The 20,853-nt window shown below is 61.2% G+C and carries 18 protein-coding genes and 1 tRNA gene; 13 read left to right on the top strand and 6 right to left on the bottom strand.

The window, feature by feature from the left end:
* The first annotated feature begins 12 nt into the window (after positions 1-12).
* From SSA02_RS10540 to SSA02_RS10515, 6 genes are all read left to right on the top strand, one after another.
* Positions 13-972, top strand: a complete 960-nt coding sequence (locus SSA02_RS10540) for a LysR family transcriptional regulator (RefSeq protein ID WP_147094045.1) — start codon at positions 13-15, stop codon at positions 970-972.
* A gap of 46 nt (positions 973-1,018) precedes the next feature.
* Positions 1,019-2,056, top strand: coding sequence for a tRNA preQ1(34) S-adenosylmethionine ribosyltransferase-isomerase QueA (queA, locus tag SSA02_RS10535; protein ID WP_147094044.1), 1,038 nt, complete (start codon positions 1,019-1,021; stop codon positions 2,054-2,056).
* Positions 2,053-3,225, top strand: coding sequence for a tRNA guanosine(34) transglycosylase Tgt (tgt, locus tag SSA02_RS10530; RefSeq protein ID WP_147094043.1), 1,173 nt, complete (start codon positions 2,053-2,055; stop codon positions 3,223-3,225). The genes queA and tgt overlap by 4 nt, the downstream gene beginning before the upstream one ends.
* Positions 3,226-3,238: 13 nt before the next feature.
* Positions 3,239-4,294, top strand: coding sequence for a tRNA epoxyqueuosine(34) reductase QueG (gene queG, locus SSA02_RS10525; protein WP_147094042.1), 1,056 nt, complete (start codon positions 3,239-3,241; stop codon positions 4,292-4,294).
* A complete protein-coding gene (locus SSA02_RS10520) occupies positions 4,291-4,527 on the top strand; it encodes a ribbon-helix-helix domain-containing protein (protein ID WP_147094041.1) in 237 nt (78 codons plus the stop codon). The genes queG and SSA02_RS10520 overlap by 4 nt, the downstream gene beginning before the upstream one ends.
* A 137-nt stretch (positions 4,528-4,664) precedes the next feature.
* A complete protein-coding gene (locus tag SSA02_RS10515; protein WP_147094040.1) occupies positions 4,665-6,122 on the top strand; it encodes a Hint domain-containing protein in 1,458 nt (485 codons plus the stop codon).
* Positions 6,123-6,197: 75 nt separating this feature from the next.
* Here SSA02_RS10515 and SSA02_RS10510 read toward each other — a convergent pair whose 3' ends face one another.
* Positions 6,198-6,677 (bottom strand): YaiI/YqxD family protein, encoded by a 480-nt coding sequence (locus SSA02_RS10510; RefSeq protein ID WP_147094039.1) that lies wholly within the window; start codon positions 6,675-6,677, stop codon positions 6,198-6,200.
* A 122-nt stretch (positions 6,678-6,799) separates the two neighbouring features.
* On the opposite strand from SSA02_RS10510, the gene SSA02_RS10505 reads away from it, so the two are divergent.
* Positions 6,800-7,627, top strand: coding sequence for a TerB family tellurite resistance protein (locus SSA02_RS10505; RefSeq protein WP_147094038.1), 828 nt, complete (start codon positions 6,800-6,802; stop codon positions 7,625-7,627).
* A gap of 252 nt (positions 7,628-7,879) precedes the next feature.
* Here SSA02_RS10505 and SSA02_RS10500 read toward each other — a convergent pair whose 3' ends face one another.
* Positions 7,880-9,031 carry an aldose epimerase family protein gene (locus SSA02_RS10500; RefSeq protein ID WP_147094037.1) on the bottom strand — a complete coding sequence of 384 codons (1,152 nt, stop codon included), beginning with the start codon at positions 9,029-9,031 and terminating at the stop codon, positions 7,880-7,882.
* 357 nt (positions 9,032-9,388) lie between these two features.
* Between SSA02_RS10500 and SSA02_RS10495 the strand changes: the two genes are divergently transcribed.
* Both SSA02_RS10495 and SSA02_RS10490 read left to right on the top strand, forming a co-directional pair.
* The gene (locus tag SSA02_RS10495) at positions 9,389-10,261 is read left to right on the top strand and encodes an MlaA family lipoprotein (protein ID WP_147094036.1); all 873 of its coding nucleotides are present in this window, start codon (positions 9,389-9,391) and stop codon (positions 10,259-10,261) included.
* A 12-nt stretch (positions 10,262-10,273) separates the two neighbouring features.
* Positions 10,274-10,891, top strand: coding sequence for an MlaC/ttg2D family ABC transporter substrate-binding protein (locus SSA02_RS10490; RefSeq protein WP_147094035.1), 618 nt, complete (start codon positions 10,274-10,276; stop codon positions 10,889-10,891).
* A gap of 99 nt (positions 10,892-10,990) precedes the next feature.
* Here SSA02_RS10490 and SSA02_RS10485 read toward each other — a convergent pair whose 3' ends face one another.
* The 3 genes from SSA02_RS10485 to SSA02_RS10475 form a co-directional block, all read right to left on the bottom strand.
* Entirely contained in the window at positions 10,991-11,521 is a 531-nt protein-coding gene (locus SSA02_RS10485) for a GNAT family N-acetyltransferase (protein WP_147094034.1), read from the bottom strand.
* A 68-nt stretch (positions 11,522-11,589) separates the two neighbouring features.
* Positions 11,590-13,269 (bottom strand): energy-dependent translational throttle protein EttA, encoded by a 1,680-nt coding sequence (ettA, locus tag SSA02_RS10480; RefSeq protein WP_147094033.1) that lies wholly within the window; start codon positions 13,267-13,269, stop codon positions 11,590-11,592.
* A gap of 80 nt (positions 13,270-13,349) precedes the next feature.
* Positions 13,350-13,423, bottom strand: a tRNA-Ile gene (locus SSA02_RS10475).
* Between the two features lie 994 nt (positions 13,424-14,417).
* On the opposite strand from SSA02_RS10475, the gene SSA02_RS10470 reads away from it, so the two are divergent.
* From SSA02_RS10470 to SSA02_RS10455, 4 genes are all read left to right on the top strand, one after another.
* A complete protein-coding gene (locus tag SSA02_RS10470) occupies positions 14,418-16,295 on the top strand; it encodes a Hint domain-containing protein (protein WP_147094032.1) in 1,878 nt (625 codons plus the stop codon).
* Between the two features lie 269 nt (positions 16,296-16,564).
* Entirely contained in the window at positions 16,565-16,876 is a 312-nt protein-coding gene (locus tag SSA02_RS10465; RefSeq protein WP_147094149.1) for a SelT/SelW/SelH family protein, read from the top strand.
* Positions 16,877-17,064: 188 nt separating this feature from the next.
* Positions 17,065-17,586, top strand: coding sequence for an inorganic diphosphatase (ppa, locus tag SSA02_RS10460; RefSeq protein ID WP_147094031.1), 522 nt, complete (start codon positions 17,065-17,067; stop codon positions 17,584-17,586).
* Positions 17,587-17,802: 216 nt separating this feature from the next.
* Entirely contained in the window at positions 17,803-19,272 is a 1,470-nt protein-coding gene (locus SSA02_RS10455) for a carbohydrate porin (RefSeq protein WP_246103850.1), read from the top strand.
* Positions 19,273-19,559: 287 nt separating this feature from the next.
* Here SSA02_RS10455 and SSA02_RS10450 read toward each other — a convergent pair whose 3' ends face one another.
* Positions 19,560-20,786 (bottom strand): glycosyltransferase family 4 protein, encoded by a 1,227-nt coding sequence (locus SSA02_RS10450; protein ID WP_147094029.1) that lies wholly within the window; start codon positions 20,784-20,786, stop codon positions 19,560-19,562.
* Positions 20,787-20,853 lie beyond the last annotated feature (67 nt).

The raw sequence follows: 20,853 nt of genomic DNA, 5'->3' as shown, positions 1-20,853 counted from the left end.
AAGGAAAGCGTCGTGCTGGACCGTATTTCGCTCGATCAGCTTCGCGCCTTCATCGCAGCAGCCGATGATGGCAGCTTCTCGGCGGCGGCCCGGCGTTTCGGACGCTCCCAGCCCGCCATCAGCGAAATGATCGCCGCACTGGAATGCCAGATGGGCGTGACCCTGTTCGATCGTGCGGGACGCTATCCGCTTCTGACCGAGGCAGGAAGGATGCTTCTGGCCGATGCGCGAGGCATCGTCATGGGAGTCGATCACATGAAGGCGCGCGCCCATGGCATGGCGTCGGGCATCGAGCCGGAACTTTCCGTCGTGGTCGATGTGTTCTTTCCCATGGACCGGATGACCCGCGTGGCGCGTGTGTTTCGCGAGACCTTTCCCCAGACGCCCCTGCGTCTCTATGTCGAAGCGCTTGGCGGGGTCTTCCAGCCCCTTCTCGATTCCCGTGCCCGGATCGGTATTGCAGGCCCCCTGCCCGATCTGCCGGGCGCGCTCTCTTCCGAGGCGCTGGGCGACATACGGTTCATGATGGTGGCCTCGGCCGGGCACCCGCTCGCCCGTTTCGACGGGCCGATTCCAAAAGACGAGCTGGCGCGTCACGTGCAGCTGGTCCTGACCGACCGGACCGATCTCTCCGCAGGGCGCGAGCGCGGCATCTTCTCTCCCGCCACATGGCGTCTGGCCGATCTTTACGCCAAGCATCATTTTCTTCTCGGCGGGCTGGGCTGGGGCGGCATGCCGGTGCACAGCATCGGCGCCGATCTCGAGGCGGGCCGTCTGGTCGAACTACAGATGGACGGGTTTCCAGCCGGTGGGTCGGCCATGCCCATGATCGTGGTCTATCCCACCGCCGAACCTCCCGGTCCAGCAGGGCGCTGGCTGATCGATCGTCTCAAGCTCTGCCCCGGACGGCATGGCGCAAACGGGCCGGATGCGGGCCGGGCACCACCGGAACCGGTAAGCCCGCGCCCCTGATTCGGGCTGGCCTTGTCCGGTGATTCTGGCCTAAACCGGGCCGCCCATGCAGATATCCGATTTCGATTTCGATCTCCCGCGCGAGAATATCGCCCTGGAACCCGCCCGACCGCGCGATTCCGCGCGCCTGCTGCGCGTGGCCGCTGGCCAGGCGCTGAGCGAAGCGCGTGTGAGCGACCTCCCGTCCCTGCTCGAACCCGGCGATCTGCTGGTGGTCAATGACACCGCCGTCATACGCGCCCAGCTCGCGGCAAGACGGGGCGAGGCAAAGATCGGCATCACGCTCGACCGTATCCTGAGCGATGGCAGCTGGCACGCTCTGGCGAAAAACGCCCGCAAGCTCAAGCCCGGCGACACGCTGCATTTCGGCAGCGACCCGGTGACCGCCGCGGTGGTGGAGAATGAGGGAGACGGGGCCATCTCCATGCGGTTCTCGGCCGAAGGGGAGGCCTTCGACGACTTCCTCAAACGGGCCGGGGTTCTGGCCCTGCCGCCTTATATCGATCGTCCCACCGGCCCGACCGCGCAAGATGACAGCGATTACGCCACGATTTTCGAGCGCTACAAGGGTGCGGTCGCCGCACCCACGGCGGGTCTGCATTTCACCCCCGACCTTCTGGCGGCACTCGATGCGCGCGGCGTGCGACGCCATACCCTCACCCTGCATGTGGGCGCAGGCACCTTCCTGCCCGTGCGCGACGAGATCGCCAGCCACAAGATGCATGCCGAATGGGGCCGCATCGACGCGCAAACCGCGCAGCTCATCAACGACACCCGCGCCAGCGGCAGGAAGATCGTGGCCGTGGGCACCACCAGCCTGCGCCTGCTTGAAAGTGCTGCCGATGAGCGGGGCGTCGTTCACCCCTGGGAAGGCGAGACCTCCATTTTCATCAAGCCGGGCTATCGTTTCCGTGCAGTCGATCGGCTGATGACCAATTTCCACCTGCCGCGCTCGACCCTGTTCATGCTCGTCTGTGCGCTGGCCGGAACCGAGACCATGCGCGAGGCCTATCGTCACGCGATTGCCGAGGGTTTTCGCTTTTATTCCTACGGAGATGCCTGCTTGCTGGACCGCGCCCCATGACCCAATCCGCCACGAAAATGCAGTGGAAGGCCGAGGCCTGTTGCGGCCAGGCACGTGCGGGGCATCTGCATACGGCGCACGGCACCATCCCCACCCCCACCTTCATGCCGGTCGGCACCGCGGGCACGGTCAAGGCCATGACCATGGACGCCGTACGCGCGACGGGTGCGGGTATCATTCTGGGCAATACCTATCACCTCATGCTGCGCCCCGGCGCCGAGCGCGTGCGCAAGATGGGCGGCCTGCACCGCATGATGGACTGGTCCGGCCCGATCCTGACCGATTCAGGCGGGTTTCAGGTCATGTCGCTCGGCGCGCTGCGCAAGCTCGATCAGGACGGGGTGACGTTCAACTCCCATATCGACGGCTCCAAGCATCGCCTGACGCCGGAGAGCAGCACCGACATCCAGCACGCGCTCGATGCCACCATCACCATGTGTTTCGATGAATGCCCGGCCCTGCCCGCCACGCCGGAGCGCCTCGAATCCTCCATGGAATTGTCCATGCGCTGGGCAGCGCGCTCGCGCGAGGCCTTCGTGCAACGCCCCGGCTACGGACAGTTCGGCATCGTGCAGGGAGGCACGGAGCGCGATCTGCGTGCACGCTCGGCCAAGGCCCTGACCGATATCGGATTCGAGGGCTATGCCATTGGCGGTCTGGCGGTGGGCGAGGGTCAGGAACTCATGTTCTCGACGCTCGATTTCACCACACCGCTCCTGCCGCAGGACCATGCGCGCTATCTGATGGGCGTCGGCACCCCCGATGACCTGCTGGGCGGTGTGGAACGCGGTGTGGACATGTTCGATTGCGTCATGCCCACGCGTGCAGGCCGCACGGCGCGTGCCTATACCGAGCGCGGCACGCTCAATCTGCGCAATGCCCGCCATGCCGGGGATAATCGCCCGATCAGCCCCGATTGCGACTGTCTGGCCTGTTCGCGCCATAGCCGCGCCTATCTGCATCACCTGTTCCGCGCCAATGAAATTCTCGGCCCGATGCTGCTGACCTGGCATAATCTGGCCTATTACCAGCGCCTGATGCGTGAGATACGCGCGGCCATCGTGAACGGCACCTTGCCGCAGAAGGCCGAGGAACTACGCGCCAGCTGGGCCGCCGGAGACTGGTCGCAGGACGAATTCCCCCAGCCGGACTGGCCACCCGTCCCATGACGCCCTCTGCCCCATGAGCAAGAGCATCGAAGACCGCATTGCCGATCATGCGCGGCATCTCGGCTTCGATGCGATCGGGTTCTGCGATGCCTCCCTGCCCGAAGAAGCCCGCACGCGCCTGCGCCAGTTTGTGGAAGACGGACGACACGGCACAATGGGCTGGATGGAACAGCGCATCGAACAGCGCGGCGACCCCAGGGCGCTCTGGCCGGACGTGCGCAGCGTGATCTCGCTCGGCCTGTCCTATGCGCCTGAAGCCGACCCGGCCGAGACGCTCGACCGACCCGATACAGGCACGATCTCGGTCTATGCCCGCCATCGCGATTACCACGATGTGCTCAAGGGCATGCTCAAGCATCTGGCGCAATTCGTGGTGCGTCAGGATGTCGGTGGCGAGGGCACGCAGGTGAAGGTGTTCGTCGATACCGCGCCGGTGCTGGAGAAGCCTCTGGCCGAGCAGGCCCGGCTCGGCTGGCAGGGCAAGCACACCAATCTGGTTTCGCGCGATCATGGATCATGGCTGCTTCTGGGCGAGATCTACACCACGCTCGCCCTCACGCCGTCACCGCCTCGGGCCGGGTCGTGCGGCAGTTGCACGCGTTGCCTGACCGCCTGCCCGACCGATGCCTTCCCGCGCCCTTATGCGCTCGATGCAAGGCGCTGCATCGCCTATCTCACCATCGAGCATGACGGGCCGATTCCGGTCGAATTCCGCAAGGCCATGGGCAATCGCATCTATGGCTGCGATGACTGTCTCAATGCCTGCCCATGGAACCGTTTCGCCGCGACCTCGCGCCACATGAAGCTGCAACCCCGCCCCGATCTCATGGCGCCGGAACTGGACGATCTGGCCCGGCTGGACGATGCCGGATTTCGCAGTTTCTTCTCCGGCTCGCCCATCAAGCGTATCGGGCGCAACCGTTTCGTCAGAAACGTGCTCGTCGCATTGGGAAATTCCGGAGATGCGACGAAACTGCCTCTGATCGCCTCACTCATGGCGGACGAAAACGAAACGGTCGCCGAAGCGGCAGTGTGGGCCTGGACGCAGCTTGCGGAGCCGGACCGATGACCGCCCCGAAGACCGCCCTGGTCAAACGCAGTTTTACCCTGTCGGGGCACCGGACGAGCATCGCGCTAGAGCCGGAGTTCTGGTCCGTACTGGAGGAGATGAGCGCGGGCCGCTCCATGGCGGCGCTTGTCGCGCAGATCGACTCCTCACGATCGCCGGACCGGCCTCTCGCATCGTCGCTGAGACTGGCTGTCTTGCGCCATCTCAGATCCGATTTATGCATATCTAAATAACCAGATGATATTGATTACCAAATAAAAAATAATATATTCGGAATCACAATGTAGTCTATCTACACCGATAGCGACGCGCACCGGAAGAGGTCAGCGATCGGCATTCGGAATGCGCGCCTTCATAGGAGTGCACGACCATGCCGGACCAGATTTTTTCTACTGGAAACTATACGTTCTCAGGAAGCTATTTTACCGTAAGCGATAACAAAGGTTGCATCGATCTAGGCGATGTCCACAATGACGTCGATGCCTCGATCGATGGCTGGAAAATCGATTTCGACGATCCCCAGAGCGGGGATTCTATAAGCTGGGACTACGATTACTCATGGGGCAACCCCGATTGGGGTATCCTCATTCTGGGCTCGACGAACGGCGCATATCACATCGTCTTTCTCGGCGATCAGGTCGTCGACTGGAAGTCGCTGGAGATCAGCTATCCCGGTTCGGGAAAGTCCAGCGGAGCCGGGAACGATTTCCTTGTAACCATAGACGGTGTCACAGTCCGGCTCACTCAGGATGATTCCGGTACGGCGCCGCAACGCTTCACCCCATGCTATCTGGCAGGCACGCGTGTCGAAACGCCCGATGGTCCGCGGGCGATCGAGACGCTGAACATCGACGACGAAATCTTCGTCACCAGAGCGGATGGAACCTCGATAGAAACCATCCGGTGGATTGGTTCCTCCCTCGTTCATCCCGATCCGGAACGGCCCGACGATATGTCCGGCTACCCTGTTTGCATACGCGCAGGCGCGCTCGGCGAAAACCTGCCGAACGCCGATCTGCACGTCACTGCGGAGCACGGGATCTTCGTCGAGGGACAGCTCATACCCGCGCGAATGCTCGTCAACGGCGGATCGATCGCCTATCGGCGCGATATGCAGCCATACCGGATCTTCCATCTCAGAACACGCCGCCACGCGCTGATCACGGTCAACGGGATCCTCTCCGAAACACTCCATGGTAGCGGCAAGGCCGACTGGCGCTTCGAGACGACCCACGGGACGATACCGGAGGCGATGTCTGACGCCATACCGGGCGGCGAGAGCGATCCCCCCTGCTACCCCATGAATACGGACCGATCATTCGTCGAGCCTATCCATCGCAGAATCGCAACGCGGTGCGGGACGCGCTTTTCACCCGGAGAGGCCGCTTTTCCTGCGGCAATCGAAAACTCCGTCCGCCTCGTCCTTCCTGACGGCTCCGAGATAAAAGCCCTTCGTCGTGTCGGGAACCAGATTATCTTTCCGCTCGACGCGTCAGTGCGGCGCGCCTCGCTGGAGACGGCAACGTCACGCCCCTGCGACCGGATCGGTCCCTTTGTGGATGACCGTCGCGCTCTTGGACTTCTGGTGGGGGATATCACCCTTTATGGTGCCTGCTCGACTTCTCCGGTCATGATCGATTTCATGGGCGAAGATCTCAAAGGCTGGCATCCGGTCGAGCGAGCCGATATGCGCTGGACCAAGGGGCGGGCCGAGATCGCCCTGCCCGAAAGTCTCCCGGAAACCCTGACCGCTCTTCCTTCAATACTGGCGATCCGCGTGGTTCCCCTAATGGAAGAAACGCGTTCTCCCGCCTCCGTTGCGGCCTGAGCAAGCGCGGCGCGGACCAGGCCGGGGCCGCAGGAGCCGAGAGAGCAAAGCTCTTGAGAACGGATCCGGACCGTCTTAGGGCTCCGGTGCACGCAATCCGGCAAGGGTCGGTTTCCGGGCCTTGTTCACCAGCGTATCGAGTGCAGACAGGAAGCGCGATCGGTCGGATTTTCCGAAACTCGCCGCGCCCGGTGTCACCATGCCTGCCGAACGGAGATCGGTCATGAGATTTCTCATGGCCAGCGCCATGCCGATGGCATCTCCGTCGAGCACCCTCCCCTTGGGCTCCAGAACGAACGCCTCCTTCTCGACGCATCGCGCGGCGAGCGGGATATCGGCCGTGATGACGATGTCTCTTGCGGCCACATGCTCCGCGATCCAGTCATCCGCGACATCCGGCCCCTGATCGACCACGACGCGCTCGATCAGCGGCGAGGCGGGGACCGCGATCATCCGGTTCGCGACGACGAGAACATGCAACCCGTACCGTCCGGCCACACGATAGATTTCGTCCTTGACCGGACAGGCATCGGAATCGATCAGAATGCGTATCATGCCACCCAATCTGCCCCAGTCCCGGGGGCGCGGCAAACATAGCTGCGTGCCACGGAGGAAAACCGCGCGGCGCGTTCTCCCTTCGTTTGAGTTCTCCCGCGTGCTCATGCTACCCATGAGCCATGGCATTCTGGGGAAAGATGTTCGGTGGCGTAGCCGGTTTCGCTGTGGGTGGCCCGATGGGCGCACTCATGGGAGCCGCTCTGGGTCATGCCGCCGATCGCGGCGCACTTCTCGAGACTCCGGCAGGCGGGTGGAACGACCACTGGCGCAGCCGTGGCCAGCCCGACCCCAACGGGGCGGCGTTCATGGCTGCCGCGAAGATGTCTTCCCTTCTCGGCAAGACCGACCAGCTTTATGCGATCGGTCTCGTCGCACTCTGCGCCAAGATGGCGAAAATCGACGGTCCGGTGAACAAGGCCGAGATCAGGGCATTTCGCAGTCTCTTCCAGTTCCCGCCGGAAACCGGCCGCGAGGTGGGGATGCTGTTCGACCGCGCCCGCGATCGCACCGACGATTTCGAGATGTATGCAAGAGAGCTGGGCAAGGGATTCGCGAAGGATCGCGCACCGCTCGAACAGTTGCTCATGGCGCTGTTCGTGATCGCGCGGGCCGATCTCCCTCCCGGCGCTGCCCTTCATCCCGCCGAGCTGACCTTTCTCAGGAAAGTGCACGCAGCATTCGGCCTGCCGCCCGGCGCATGGGACCGGGCCGAGACCGGGCGCTCGGGATCGGTCGGAAGCGAGAGCGACGCCTATGTCGAGCTCGGTCTGACCCGTATGGCGACCGATCAGGAAGTGCGCGCCCGCTGGCGTATGCTGATACGCGAGCATCATCCAGATGTTCTGGGTCAGAAAAATCTCGGGCCGGAGGCCATGGCCAAGGCGGCGGATCGTGTCGCACGCATCAATGCCGCCTGGGATCGGATCAAGCGCGACAGGAAACTCTGAGCCGGAAACCCTGAGCCGGAGAGCTCGCATAGCAGGGATCGGGCCGATGCGTTCTGACCGGTGCGTTCGGAACAGGGCATTCGGGCCGGGCATGAGAGCCGGGCGGCTGCGAACGGGAACTGGCAGAGGTCCTCGCCTCACGGGGCAGTGCGGGCTTCTTGCGCGTCCCGGTATCCGGGTTTCAATCGAGGAAATCGCGCATAACCGGCGCGAGGCGACGCTTCGTCGCCACGCACCGGTTATGCTCATCCGTCAGCGATTGCTGAAACGGAAGGTCGTCGTGTAGTCGAATTTCTGACCCGGACGCAGTTCCGTCGTCGGGAAGGACGGATGATTCGGGCTGTCGGGATAATGCTCGGCTTCAAGCGCCACGGCATCGGTCTGACGATAGGTACGATGGGAAATTCCCGCGTATTTTCCCGTCAGGGAGTTGGCCGTATAGACCTGCAGGCCGGGCTGGTTGGTCAGCACTTCGAGGCTGCGCCCGGAAGCCGGATCGTAGACGGTCGCTGCCGAACGGGGCGCCTTGCCATAGGCGCCATCGATCACCCAGTTATTGTCGTAGCCGCGCGCAAACAGCATCTGCTGGAAATCGCTGCGCAGCCGATCGCCGATCCGGGTCGGCTTGCGGAAATCGAGCGGCGTATTCTCGACGGTCGCAATCTCGCCCGTCGGAATCGAGGTCGAGTCCGTGGGCGTATAATGCCCGGCATTGATCTGGAGAATCTCGTTCTCGACCGTCCCCGATCCCTCGCCGTTCAGGTTCCAGTAGGAATGGTTGGTCAGGTTCAGCACGGTCGGCGCATCGGTCGTGGCCGTATAATGCAGGCTGAGCGCATTGTTCTCATCGAGCGTGTAGGTCACGTCGGTCGTCAGCTTCCCAGGGAAACCCTGATCGCCGTTCGGGCTGACGAGCTGCAGGGTCACGCTGGACTCGCTTGCGGTCTTTTTCGTGCCCACCAGAGTCCAGACATGCTTGTCGAACCCGATCTTGCCCCCATGCAGCGCGTTCGGCGGATCCGTCAGATCGGTATGATAGGTCTTTCCGTCGACCGTGAACCGACCATGCGCCAGACGGTTCGCGTAACGGCCGATCATGGCGCCGAAGAACAGGCCGCCCTGCGCCGAATCCCTGGTGTAGCCATCGATCGTCCCGAATCCGAGAACGACGTCCTGAACATGCCCTTCACGATCGGGCACGTCGACGGACTGGATCACGCCTCCATAGGTGATGATACGGACGGTCATGGCATGATCGTTCGTCAGCGTGATCATCTTCACGTCCTGCCCCGACGGGGTCTTCCCCCAGGGCTGCACCTTCACGCCCGGCGCGGCCTGGGCAACGCCACCGAGCAAACCGGCCAGAACGGCAACGGAGGCGGCATGCTTCCAAACTGGTTTCATCGATCGAACGCTTCCATCTGTTGATTTCGCGCCACAGTGCTCGCGGAAAGGTTCTGTGTCAAAGTACATATCCTCCATCTCGGACAACCGGACGCCATGCCAGACGCTAGGCTCCCGGCATGAACTGGCATCTACGGTCTGGCGTCCGACAGACATCGTGCTAGAAAACCACGATGCTGCGTCTCGGGAGAGACAGTGGGACCTCTTTGCCGGAAAGGCCGATGATGTCATGCTGATTTCCTGACACGCTTCTGAGAAACGAAAAGCGGGCCGGAATGCGGCCAGCGACAAACTGATCGTCAGCGGGCACCGCCCAGAACCGGTGACCATGTCCGCTGATGCGACTTGGGGATAGCGATGAGCGCACCGCTAGGTGATTCCGATTCCCGGCCAGAGGCCGGTTCCACCGTCCGGACGGAAACGAAACGGCGCGAGCTGCGTCCGGGGCAGCGTCCGGGGAGCCGTGTTCTCGTCGGCCGCCTTCTCATCGGATCCACCGTTCTGCTCTCGCTCGGCGCCTGCGCGAGCTGGCGCAATCCGCCCCCGAAAGACCCGGAGGCGCTCGCGGATTACAAGGAAGCGAACGACCCGTACGAGCCGGTCAATCGCAAGATGTACGGTATCCAGATGTGGGCCTATCACAACGCCCTGCGTCCGGTGGGCAAGGCATGGGCCTGGGCCGTTCCGAAGCCGATCCGCAACTCGATCGATAACCTGAACCAGACCTGGTACATGCCGACCGTCTTCTTCAGCGATGTCGGCGCCGGAAAACCGCGCCGCGCTGGCGACGATTTCATGCGCTATGTCATCAACATGACCCTCGGCGCTGCCGGGTTCATCGATGTGGCGACATCGCTCGGCTATCCTCATCACGACAGCGATCCCGGGCTGACGCTCGCGAGCTGGGGCGTCCCGAGCGGCCCCTATCTCTTCCTGCCCGGACTCGGGCCGAATACCTTCCGCGATGCAGGCGGCTACGCCATCGCGCAGGGGCTTTCGCCCATCAACTACGTGCCACGCGGTTATGGACTCCTGACCTTCAACTGGGCGTATAATATCGCAGGCGTGCTCGGCGGTTTCTCCAGTCATATTGACGAGATCGACCAGGTCGAGCAGGATTCGCTCGATCCCTACGCCTTCATCCGCAGCGCATGGCAGCAAAATCGCGCCAGCCAGGTAGAATCGCTTCGTAACGACCACCGGGCAACCGTGCCGGACTGGTACAATTAAGGACCTCCCGACATGTTCAGATCCTGCCTTTCCCTGACCCGTCGCACCGCCCTTGGCCTTGCAGCTACGGCGCTGCTCTCGATGACAGCCCTCTCCCAGCCGGCCCGGGCCGAGGATGCCAAGGGGTTCGTGACCCATTTCGGCAGCGCGCTGGTCGACATCATCAACAGCAACAAGTCCCTGACCGAAAAGAAGCAGGAGGTTCTTCCCCTGCTGCAGCAGAACGTCGATATCGCAACGATCGGCAAGTTCTGTCTGGGCCGCTACTGGCGCACTGCAACGCCCGAGCAGCAGACACACTATCTGAAGCTGTTCCATCAGGTGCTCGTCAATGCAGTGACGGACAAGATCGGCGACTACAAGGGCGTGAGCTTCCGGGTGACAGGCACGAGCTCGTCGCCCAATGGCGAACTGGTGAGCGCGCAGATCATGCGACCCGGCCAGCCGACGGCCGACATGCAACTGCTGATCGCTCATGATGGCGGCATGAAGATCGTTGACATGATCGGCGAGGGTACGAGCCTGCGTCTGACGCAACGTCAGGATTACAGCTCCTATCTCGCGCGCAATGGCGGCAATGTCGCAACCCTGATCAAGGCGCTCGAGCGCCAGCTGTCGCACCACCACTGAGCGATGCGCATGGGGAGATGAAACGAGGCGGCCAGTCGGCTCCCTCCTCCCCCGCACGACACCCCCTGCACCGGCAGCACCGGTGCGGGACGTCAGCCCTCAGGGGGCAATCGCCCCCGGCGACACGCCCGCGTCCTGTCTGATTTCATAAACGAGCATCAGATATCCGTCGCGTTCGAAGCTCTCGACGTGATGCATGCCGATACTGCCCAACACGATACGCGATGGCATGTTGTCCTCCCGGGTCACACCCACCACTCTCTCGATTCCTGAATCGAGTGCAAAGCGCAGGGCGGCACCGGCGGCCTCGCGGGCGATCCCTCGCCCTGCGGCCTCGGGCACCAGCGCGAAACGCAGCCCGAGACCACGACCGTCCGGGCGCTCATGCAGCCCCGTGATCCCCACGAAGCGATCGTTCTCGCGAATGGTGAAGATGCCGATCCCACGCTTGGCCCAGAAAGCGAGATCGTCGGCCATTTCGTCCTCGACCTGCTGCAAGGAACGCACCCCGCCCAGCATGCGCCCGAAAGAGGCGCCGCTGGTCTTGAGGCGGATCATGTCCTGGAGGTCGCGCCAGGAAACGGGCTGGAGCAAAAGCCTCTGGGTCCGTATCTGACGCCCGAGGGTCATGCAGATGACCCTTTTCCGCCATCGATACGGAAGATGTCAGAGGAGCGCCGCTCCGACATCCTCATCCCTTAGCGTGCGATGGGACGGTACTTGATGCGGCTCGGCTCGGTGGATTCCGGCCCCAGACGACGACGCTTGTCTTCCTCGTAATCCTGGAAGTTGCCTTCGAACCATTCGACATGGCTGTCGCCCTCGAAGGCAAGGATATGCGTCGCGAGACGATCGAGGAACCAGCGATCATGCGAGATGACCACGGCACAGCCGGCAAACTCCGCAAGCGCGTCTTCGAGCGCACGCAATGTATCGACGTCGAGATCGTTCGTCGGCTCGTCGAGCAGGATGACGTTGCTGTCTTCCTTGAGCATCTTCGCCAGATGAACGCGGTTACGCTCACCGCCCGACAGCACGCCCACGCGTTTCTGCTGGTCCGAGCCCTTGAAATTGAACGCCCCGACATAGGCACGCGACGGCACGGTGCGTTTGCCCAGATGAATGACATCGGTGCCGCCGGAGATTTCCTCCCACACCGTCTTGCTGTCGTCGAGTGAATCGCGGGACTGGTCGACATAACCGAGCTTGACCGTCTCGCCCACCCGGAGCGCTCCGCCATCGGGCGTGTCCTGCCCCGTGATCATCTTGAACAGAGTCGATTTACCGGCACCATTCGGACCGATGACACCCACGATGCCGCCCGGGGGAAGCTTGAAATTCAGCCCGTCGATCAGCAGCCGGTCGCCGAAACCCTTCGTCAGGTTCTCCGCCTCGATGACCGTTCCGCCAAGGCGCGGGCCCGGCGTGATGACGATATCGGCCGTGCCGCCTGCACGCTCCTGATTCGCCGCCAGCATTTCCTCGTATTTTGCGATACGGGCCTTGCTCTTGGCCTGACGGGCCTTGGGCGAGGAGCCGATCCATTCCTGCTCGGCTGCCAGCGCGCGCTGGCGGGCGCTTTCTTCCTTTTCCTCCTGGGCGAGACGCTTGCGCTTCTGGGTCAGCCAGGAAGAGTAGTTGCCCTCGAACGGATAGCCGCGGCCGCGCTCGATCTCGAGAATCCAGTTGGTGACGTTGTCGAGGAAGTAGCGGTCATGGGTGATGACCATGACGGTGCCCTGATACTCGCGCAGCGTCTTTTCGAGCCAGGCCACGCTCTCGGCATCGAGATGGTTAGTCGGTTCGTCGAGCAGCAGCAGATCGGGCTTCTCGAGCAGCAGACGACACAGAGCCACCCGGCGACGCTCGCCGCCCGAGAGCACGGTGACAGGGCTGTCGGCAGACGGGCAGCGCAGTGCCTCGAGCGCGATATCGAGCTTGCGATCCAGCTCCCAGCCATCGCCCGCGTCGATCTTTTCCTGCAGCTCGGCCTGCTCGGCAAGCAGAGCCGTCATCTCGTCATCGGTCATCGGTTCGGCGAAGGCCATCGAGATCTCGTTGAAACGATCGACCGCGCGTTTGAGATCGCCGAAACCGAGAGCGACGTTCTCACCGACCGTCAGGGACTCGTCCAGCTTCGGCTCCTGCTCGAGATATCCGATCCGCGCGCCTTCCGCGGCCCAGGCCTCGCCGCCATATTCCTTTTCGAGTCCGGCCATGATCTTGAGAAGGGTCGATTTACCCGCACCGTTGACGCCGAGCACGCCGATCTTGACGCCTGGCAGGAAGGACAGGGTTATGCCCTTGAAGACCTCCCGCCCGCCGGGATAGGCCTTGGTCAGGTCCTTCATGACATAGACATACTGGTAGGCGGCCATGAGGGAACTCCCGGTGAAATGGTCGGTAGGAAAAACGAGAACGCGGCTCGAGTGCGCTCGCATACGGAGCGTGAAACCCCTGCGCCCGGCAGGACTCGAACCCGCAACCAAGCCGTTATGAGCGGCCTGCTCTAACCAATTGAGCTACAGGCGCACAGGTTGTGCAGGAAATCGCGCAATTCGGCCCGTTTTGCAAGATACGCCTGCAAAGAAATCCTTACCGCTTCCCCGTGGCATTGCCCGGGCCGGAGTCATTTGCCGAAGCGCGGAGATCCCGCCCCGTGACGGCAAACTCGCTCCCGGTCAGGACAACCGGCAGTCATGCTGCTGGCAGATCTGGCTGTATGGAGGGAGCTGGCTGGAGGGCAGGCGAAGCCCGGGTCCGGATCCGCCTCTTTCCCCGAACGCACCGACAACACCCCGGAATGACCGCATCCAACCGGAGCAGAAATAGCACGTGGGGGATTACGCATGGGGGATAGCGCCGCGTTCGTTTCCGACGATCGTCGCCTCATGGAAAAGATAACGATGGCATGGCGGCCCTGCACATCTTCGGGGAGAAGCGCATGATGAAAATAATTAATAATTTATAATCACTTTACCGCGATCAGGGAACGATCCAGAGCCCGGCCTGGCGCATCGGACGCAGCGTGACATCCGCAAGACCGTCCATCCTCGTGCAGATGACAGGGCGATCCATATCCCCATGTTCGAACGCAGCCCGAAGCCTTGCCGCACGGACTTTGGCGCACGGGCTTCGCCGCACGCCTTCGGACCGATCGTGTCCATCGTATTCGCTTCGCACCCGCAAAAGCCGGATCCGATCGCAGGTCACACCACTCCCCTCCGCCCAGCCCCTCCATCGCGATGGAACCGGTCGAACCCGCGCGGAGATATGCCGCCCGGATGTCTCTCAGGGCGATCGCGGGAGACGGTCCGCACAGCCCGTTTTCATCGTCCGGTCCGGACATGAGGAAGGGCTCTTCGGCACAGTCATTCCGGTACCGGAAGATATTATGAACTGTTAACCGAATATCGGGAACCTCTATCAGGTTTAACACCGGTCAGATTCCAATCCTTTAAAATAGAGGGCTCTCTCCTACGGAAGTGACCCGATCTCCCAGGTTTTCGATAAGGAACAAGTGAAAATGGCGGATAGCAATGTTACCGTTCGCACCTCCCTGACGCCTGTTGACGGCACCGTCGCTGCTGGCGATACGCGCACGATTACCCTTATTGCCGGTGTCTCCCGCTGCTGGACACGAGGACCCAGCATCCTGCAAAACGACAGCAACTTCACAGTCAGCGGGAATCTCGTTTTCAACCTCGGGCAGAAATCTTCCATTTCCCTCGGCGGTTGGGGGAGCACCTCGACTGGCGCGACAATCTCGGCCGGCGGCTGCGTGACCGTCAACGGGTCGGGAGAGCATGGAGAGGCGAACGGCGTTTCCGATACGTCCGCTACGGGATTTTTCAATATTGCCGGAAATACGGTCAATAACGGAACGATCATTCTCAACAACACGACATTATACAACTATAATAATAACGGGAACATTACAGGTAACGGCACGATCATCCTGAACAATGTCTATATGGCCGAACACAACTCCCTTATAAATCCGGAGAATACGTCGTTTTCCAACATAAGCGGGCAAACCCTGGTGATGACCAACAGTCAGGTATCGATAGGGACCGGGAAAGGAGGCGTCGTTCACAACGTCAATATCGTCCTGAATGGAAATAACAACTATCTGGTATTCCGAGAACACATCGATTACTACAACATCAACATAAGCGGCTTCGGTCAGGGCGATGTTCTCGACCTCGCTCTTCCTGGTGGAGTCGACTCCGCCGCATATGTAATCGACAGCGGCTCCCTGCAGATAAAGAGCTTCAACGCCAATACGGGCGAGCAGCAATTCATCTATGTCACACTGGGCAAAGGCTACGACCCGAGCCTGTTCAAGACGGTTCTGATACCCGGAACGGATAATCAGTACGGGATACAGTATGTAGGTCCGACACCCTGTTATCTGTCCGGCACGAAGATCCATACCGGGGCGGGACTGAGAGCTGTCGAGGACATCGCCGTCGGGGAATCCATCGTGGTGCTCGAAGACGGATGCAAGGTTCTGCGGCCGGTCATATGGGTCGGATCGCGCGACGTGCGGGTCGTCGATGGCAATAGCTATCCGGTCGTGATCCGCGCGAATGCGTTCGCTCCCAACTCCCCCGATGAGGATTTGCGGGTAACCGAGGAGCATTGCTTCTTCATCCACGATAGATTCGTGCCTGCACGAATGCTCGTGAACGGGCAGAGCATCGCCTATGACACGTCGCTCGAAACCTACCGGATCCACCATATCGAGCTTGAGAAACACGGCGTTATCCTCGCCAACAACGCTCTGTCGGAATCCTTCCTGAACACTGCGAATCACAGGATAAGCGGGTCTTCGTCGGGCATGAAATCCTGGGATGCGGATGCTTCGTATCCCCTGTGCACGGACAGGGCCTTCGTCGAGCCCATCCATGAGGAATTCGCCGCACGGGCAGAGGCGCTCGGTTTTCCGAAGACGACACGCCCTGCCGATACGCGTTACGAAAAGAGAGGCAATGTGGCTCTCGTCATCAATGACAGCGATATCTACCACCCGATACGGGTCGAGGGCTCATCGTTCGTCTTTCGTGTAGATCAGACGATCAGATCCGCCAGACTCCAATCGAGAACAGCGAGACCGGACAAGGTCATCGGGCCGTTCTACGACGATCGTCGCGCACTCGGGCTGCTCGTTGGATCCATATCCCTGTTTGCAAGCCAGCAGGCCTATCGCTGCGTAACGCATCTCTCCCAGACGGATTTACGTGGATGGAGTGCGCTCGAGGCTCCGAACGCTCGCTGGACCCTGGGCGATGCCCTCATTCCCGATCTCTCCACGGAGAACGATAGCAATGTGATTGCCGTCGAGGTTTTCGATACCGATCTCTACCGGGTTTCGAAAGAGGGTGTAACGCGACCTCTCTGACCGACAAGCCGATCCGTCGCCTCACGGCGACGGGAACGCAGCAACGCTTCCCCTTCCGGCAATCCGGCCTGATCTGGGCCGATGACGTGCGTAGCTCTCTTGGGATATTGGTTGTCAGGATCCTGATCCGTGCTTCGGCTGATCGCAGCAAGGCGAGGGCGCCCGATCAGCGTTTCTTTCAACCGGGTTCCGACCGATCGGAGCCGCCCCGACCGGAGAAGACGACGATGACCCAGCATCCCGATTCCTGCGAACACCCTGTGCCCGACATGCCATCACCCCGGGACGCATCATCCATCCGCGACGACGCCACACCCCGCATCGCCATACGATTTTGCACGCAGTGCAACTGGATGCTGCGCTCCGCATGGCTCGCTCAGGAACTGCTCTCGACTTTCGGCACGGAAATCGGCGAAGTCGCGCTCCAGCCCGGGACGGGCGGCGTCTTCACGATCCGGCTCGATGATGCCCTCTTATGGGAGCGCAAGCGGGATGGCGGATTTCCGTCCCCGAAAGAGATCAAGCGGCGTGTACGCGACCGGATCGCGCCGGAGCGGGATCTCGGTCATAACGACCGCTGAAAACGGACGATGATTCCCGGGGTAATGAGTTCCGGGCAATGAGTTCCGGGCAATGTTTTCCGGGCGGGTTCAGCTGCGATGTGCGGACACGTGCCCATGACCGGAACATTACGTGACACCATCTGTGCAGGGCGGATCAGGCGCGATAAGATCGCAATATTCGATCAACCCGCTCAGGACATGAAGTGATGGATGTCACAAAACTCTCCCCCGGCAAGTCCGTACCCGACGATATCAACGTCGTTATCGAGATCCCGCAGGGTTCCTCGGTCAAATACGAAGTGGACAAGGAAAGCGGCGCGATCTTCGTCGATCGTTTCCTGTTCACGCCCATGAATTACCCGGCCGCCTACGGCTTCATCCCGAACACCCTTGCCGCCGATGGCGATCCTGCCGATGCCCTCGTGCTCGCACCGGGCCCGATCGTACCCGGCGCCGTGATCCGCGCCCGTCCGATCGGCATGCTGAAGATGGAAGACGAAAGCGGGCAGGACGAAAAGATCGTCTGCGTGCCGCACGACAAGATCCACACCCAATATACCGACATCAAGACCATTCACGATCTGCCGGAAATAACGCTCAAGGCGATCGCTCATTTCTTCGAGCGCTACAAGGATCTTGAACCTAACAAATGGGTCAAGGTTTCTGGTTGGGAAGGCCCTGAAGAAGCCAAGAAAGCAATCATTGCTTCATTGGAAGCCGCGAAATAAAGACTCTCCCGGTTCAGATAAAGTGTCCAAAAAGACACAGTTTTTTTTGGACACTTTGTTTCACGGGGCTGTGAGCGGCAATCCGGGATTGTCCGGTTGCGTTTTCTAAATCAAATGTAATAAATAAGTCATGTTGGGTTCGAGGGAGTTTTCCTCCCTCGATGCCCGCCTGTCATGGAAATTCTGCGTTCCACATCCGACCAACGGATTACCTCGATGTTCATCCCCCGTCTTTCAAATAGGGTTCTCGGCGCCGTTACGACTGCGTGCGTCTCGCTCGCCGCGCTTCCGGCGGCATACGCCCAGTCTCCTCTGGCAGGCGGTGCACCCAACGCCACCGGTCTCGCACCTGCCGTCCGGGTTTCCAGCCCGATCGGTACGGTCGATTTCCAGAAATCCTCCGTACCTCCCCTCCCCCATCCCGAAGCGATTTTCGACGATCCATGGGGATGGAACACGTGGCTGCGTCAGCACGGCGTGGCGATTCTCTTCGATAATACGAACGAGTTCGCCGGTGCCATCACCAGCCCGACCAAGGGGCTCGGTCTGCGTCAGGGAAGCAGCAATGCGGGGCAGTACGGCTTCGAAACCGATATCGACTGGGAGCGACTTGCCGGTATCAAGGGCTTCTCGACCCATTCGATCATGGTGGGGCGCTATGGCATCCCGGCAAGCCGCATGTTCGGCGACAACCTCAACCCCAGCCAGGAAATCTACGGCGCTGGCGGCAACGTGGTCGTCCATCTGGTTTACATCTATGGCGAAGAGACCCTGTTCAACGGTCATCTCGACATCGCGGCGGGCCGTATCCCCCTTCTGACGGATTTCTCGTCCAATCCGCTCTACTGCAACTTCATGAACAATGCCTTCTGCGGTAACCCGAAGGCATCGAGCGACAATACCAGCCACTCCTCGTACCCGGACGCGAACTGGGCGGCGCGTATCCGCGTGCGTCCGTCGCAATATACCTATATCCAGGCAGGCGTTTACTTCAACGCCATGGGTATCTACGGCGTGAAGCAATACCGGACCGGTTTCAAATGGAACGGCGGCGATATCAACGGCGAGGCAGCTCCGGTCGAGTTCGGATGGGAGCCGATCTTCGGCAAGGACAAACTCCCGGGCCATTACAAGCTCGGTGGCGTGGTCGATACGGCGCCGCATCCGGATTTCCTGTATGACGTCAATGACAATCCCTGGGTCGTGACCGGTCAGCCCAGGAAGATACACAACAATTCGTGGTCCGCCTGGGCTCTGGCCGACCAGATGATCATGCGCCACAAGGGCAACGGCCCGGATGCCGGTATCACGCTGCTCGGCGTTTTCTACAACAACTCGCCCGTCACACAGACGCGCGAGCGCCAGTATTCTCTCGGCATCCTCGATCGCGGATTCTGGAAATCGCGCCCGCTCGATGCCTGGGGCATGAATTTCAGCTACGTTCAGGTTTCGAAAAAGGTGAAGACGGCACAACAGATCCAGCAGGGTCTCGGCTATTCGACCCTGATCAACGGCGCTTTCTTCCCTCAGACCAACGGCATGGTCGTCGAAGCCATGTATCAGATGCGTGTATGGCGCGGCGTGACCTTCGCGCCGGACTTCCAGTACTTCATTCGCCCCGGTGCCCAGCGCGGCCTCAAGGACGCGGCGGTTCTGGGCTTCAAATCGCATATCGAGATTTTCTGATCTCGCCTTGGCGTCCCCGCAGCCTGCGGGGACGTGCCTTCTCCCTTTCCGGGTTTCTCCCGACATTCAGTCCCGGATATCTTCTCCCGGTGGGTTCTCCCGGGATCTCTCTCCTCCCAAGATCTTCCCCAAGGATCCTCCCCAGGGGGATTCCGCAGCGCCTGTCACTGCTCCTCTCCGGAGTTCTTCCCCCGATATGCGCGCCTGACGCCGGAGCGGTAAGGCGCCTTGCCGCCTTCGGATGCGAAAGCACCGATACCGACGCACAGGGTCAGGCAGAAAGCGCTCTAGGCGTTGACGATACGCTCGATCAGTCTGTCGTAATTCTCCAGATACCCCCCGAGCGACAGTGCCTCTTCCGCAAAATGACGTGCGGCGGATCCCAGCCGGGCGGAGAGCGCTTCGTCCTCGAGGAGCTCGAGAATCGCATCGGCAAGAGAGTCCGGCTCCGTAAACGGAACGAGCAGACCGCTCCGCCGGTCCGTGACGAATTCCTCCACCGGGGCGGTCCGGCTGCCCACGATCGGGCATCCGGTCGCCATGGCCTCTCTCAGCGACCAGGACGCGACAAACGGGTAAGTCAGATAGACATGCGCATCCGAGCGTTTGAGCACGGTTCTGAAAAGATCGTACTCGACCTTGCCCAGAAAATGGACCCGATCGGGATCGATACGGTCGGAGACCTCGCCAAGAAACAGATCGCGCCAGCTCCCGGCGCCCTGGGGTGGGGGCGCACCGTAGCTCGTTCCATCTCCGCCGATCAGAACGACACGTGCATCGGGACGCTCGGCAAGAACACGGGGCAGCGCTCTCAGAAAGCTGTGTATGCCCCGGTAAGGTTCGAGATTACGGGCCACGAAAGTGATCAGCTTCTCGTTCGGCTGAACGACACAGGGCCCGATTGCGAGCGGTGCATCGCCGATACCGGGTTCGGGCGCGCAGAGATCGAGATTGACCCCCTCACGCAGCAGGGTAATCTGTGCGTGTGCCCATTCGGGATAGGTGCTTTTCTGGAAAAGCGTCGGCGTCTGTCCGTGCTGACCCAGATTCAGCGCCAGAAGATTGATCGCGTTCTTGACGCGCACGCTGGGAAACAGGGCCGGATAAGGCGGGAATTCCGGATCGAAATTCACGTCGTTCCGGTCTGTATGGTAGAAAAACTCGAAATAGCCGAGGATCGGGGTCGAAGGATAGACATCGACCAGATTGAGCAATTCCCCCCAGCCGTGATGGCCGATGATGATATCGGGCGTGTAGCCAAGACCCTTGAGCGTATTTGCCGCACGCGCCACGGCCTCGGCACGCAGAAGACCGGTCTCCAGCTCGCGCAGCGATGGATGGGTCTCGGGAGAGACCTTGCGTTCCTGACGATAGAGCACCCTGCGGACGCCCGGCAGATGCCCCTCATTCGCCTCGGAGATGAAGACGATCTCATGATCGCCCTGCTCGTGCAGATGCCGGACCAGATGGAGGAACTGGCCAGGAAAATTCTGATGCACGAAAAGAAAACGCACGGAAAACCACTCTCACGGGGATGGAAGGGAAAAGAGGAAAAACGGGCGGGACGGATGCGCCCACCCG

It is taken from the genome of Swaminathania salitolerans (assembly GCF_007988945.1).
GTDB lineage: Bacteria > Pseudomonadota > Alphaproteobacteria > Acetobacterales > Acetobacteraceae > Swaminathania > Swaminathania salitolerans.
Note: the sequence above shows the minus strand (reverse complement) of the source record. Positions and strands in the feature narration are given on the sequence as shown.